This is a genomic window from Tabrizicola sp. (assembly GCF_051645465.1).
Classification (GTDB): domain Bacteria; phylum Pseudomonadota; class Alphaproteobacteria; order Rhodobacterales; family Rhodobacteraceae; genus Tabrizicola.
Genome location: NZ_JBOFBI010000250.1, coordinates 1 through 2,296, shown reverse-complemented (window position 1 = coordinate 2,296; position 2,296 = coordinate 1). Strand labels below are relative to the sequence as shown.

The 2,296-nt window shown below is 67.8% G+C and carries 2 protein-coding genes; both read right to left on the bottom strand.

Features of this window, described 5'->3' with window-relative positions; translation table 11 throughout:
• Positions 1-1,137: UDP-N-acetylmuramate--L-alanine ligase (gene murC, locus ACRCSW_RS16630; RefSeq protein ID WP_438706768.1), on the bottom strand; the 1,137-nt coding region annotated here is incomplete at its 3' end.
• The gene (locus ACRCSW_RS16625; protein ID WP_438706767.1) at positions 1,134-2,180 is read right to left on the bottom strand and encodes a UDP-N-acetylglucosamine--N-acetylmuramyl-(pentapeptide) pyrophosphoryl-undecaprenol N-acetylglucosamine transferase; all 1,047 of its coding nucleotides are present in this window, start codon (positions 2,178-2,180) and stop codon (positions 1,134-1,136) included. The genes ACRCSW_RS16625 and murC, both read right to left, overlap by 4 nt.
• Between the last annotated feature and the right edge of the window lie 116 nt (positions 2,181-2,296).

The window sequence follows — 2,296 nt, the reverse complement described above, 5'->3', positions numbered from 1 at the left end:
GTCCTCGCACAGGTGCGACAGCCGCGTATAGCGGTGCGGCTGGTGCACCGCGATGATCCGGCCTTTCGTCGCCTGCCGCGCGGCCTTCAGCACAGCGGCGATTTCCACCGGATGGTGCCCGTAATCGTCGATGATCGTGATGCCCTTGACCTCGCCGACTTTGGTGAAGCGCCGGTTCACCCCCGCAAAGCCCGCCAGAGCCTCGCGGATCTCGTCCTTCTTCATCCCCAGATGCCGCGCCACCGCCACCGCCGCCAAGGCGTTCGAGACATTGTGGTCCCCCGGCATCGGCAGGCTGCAGCCTTCGATGATCATGTTCTCCGACTGCAGCGCGATATCGAAATGCGCCACGCCCTTTGCATAGGTCAGATTCTGCGCCCGCACATCGGCTTGCGCGTTGAACCCGAAGGTCACCACCCGGCGGTCGGTCACCCGGCCCACCAACGCCTGCACTTCCGGATGGTCCGTACAGCAGACCGCCAGCCCGTAAAACGGAATGTTCGAGACGAAATCCAGGAACCCCTTCCGCAGTGCATCGAAACTACCCCAATGCTCCATGTGCTCCGGGTCGATGTTGGTCACGATCGCAATGGTCGCAGGCAGCCGGTTGAACGAGCCATCCGACTCATCCGCCTCAACCACCATCCACTCCCCCGCCCCGGCCCGCGCGTTCGAGCCATAGGCGTGGATCACCCCCCCGTTGATCACCGTCGGATCAAACCCGCCCTTGTCGAGCAAAGTCGCCACCATCGTCGTCGTCGTCGTCTTCCCATGCGTCCCGGCAATCGCGATGTTCGACCGCAACCGCATCAGCTCCGCCAGCATCTCCGCCCGGCGCACCACCGGCAGCTTCCGGCGCCGCGCCTCCTCCAGCTCGGGGTTCCCCTTCTTGATCGCCGAGGAAATCACCACGACCGAAACGCCGTCACCGATGTTCTCGGCCCGCTGCCCTTCAAAGAACGTTGCCCCCAGCTTCACCAGCCGCTCGGTGATCTTCGAGGCCTTCGCGTCCGACCCCTGCACGCCATAGCCCAGCGTCATCAGCACTTCGGCGATACCGCTCATCCCGATCCCGCCGATCCCCACGAAATGGATCGGCCCAAGCTCCAGCGGAAGCTTCGTCGCGGCTGCGTTCATGCGTGGTCTCCTGCCAGGTCTTCAACCAGCGCCACCAGCCTTGCGGTGGCATCCGGCTTGCCTTCGCCAAGCGCTGCGCGCGCCATGGTCTCGGCCTTGTGCGGGTCTTCCAAGATCGCGGCGATGTGGCGCGCCAGGCCCGCCGCGTCAAGCCTATTCTCCAGGATCACCACCGCTGCCGCAGCGTCAACCAGCCCCTTTGCGTTCGCCGTCTGATGGTCCCCCGTCGCTGCCGCAAAGGGGATCAGGATGGCAGGCCGTCCGATCACGCTGATGTCGGCCACCGACGACGCGCCCGACCGGCTGATCACCAGCTGAGCCTCGGACAGCCTGCGCGGAACATCCGCGAAGAAGGGCTCGATCTCCGCCCGGACACCCGCCGCCTCATAAGCCGCCGCTGCCCGCGCCGCATCCTCATCCCGCGCCTGATGCGCAATCCGCAGGTTCGCCCGCAAGCCTTCTGGCAGCGCCGCCACCGCCGTCGGCACCACCTCCGACAGGATCCGCGCGCCCTGGCTGCCGCCGATGACGACCACCGACATCGGATAGTCTCCCGGCGGGATGTAGGGCGCCGCTGCCCGGTCCAGCACCGCCTGCCGCACCGGGTTGCCCACCGGCTCGCCCGCCATGCCACCCGGCAAAGCCGTCGGCCAGGTCCCGCAGGCCACCTTGTGCACCCGCTTCGCAAAGACCTGGTTCACCCGCCCCAGAACCCCGTTCTGCTCATGAATCATCCGCGGCCGCCGCAAGACCCAGGCCGCCGACAGCGCCGGGATCGACGGATACCCGCCAAACCCCACCACAACCGCAGGCCGGTCCGTGACTTGAGACCACACCGCCCCCAGAACCCCGCCCAAAATCCGGAACGGCACCAGAAGCTTCGCCGCCACCCCGCCCCGCGCAAAGGTCGCCGACCCTACGCGCTCGACCTTCACCGCCTCGGGGAACCCCCCCGCATAGCGCGCACCCCGGTCGTCGGTCGACAGCTTCACCCGCCAGCCCCGCGCCAGCATCGCCTCGGCCAGGGCCTGGGCCGGGAACATATGCCCCCCCGTCCCCCCCGCTGCTATCTGCAGAAGCTTTCCGGCCCTCGCCGTCCTCTCACGACGCCGGCCAAGGGGGCCTCCCTCCCCCCTCCGTGGGGGAGGGCCGGGGTGGG

Excerpts from the sequence above, each read along its gene's own strand:
- ACRCSW_RS16625 (WP_438706767.1), bottom strand. The coding sequence starts at position 2,180 with ATGTTCCCGGCCCAGGCCCTGGCCGAGGCGATGCTGGCGCGGGGCTGG.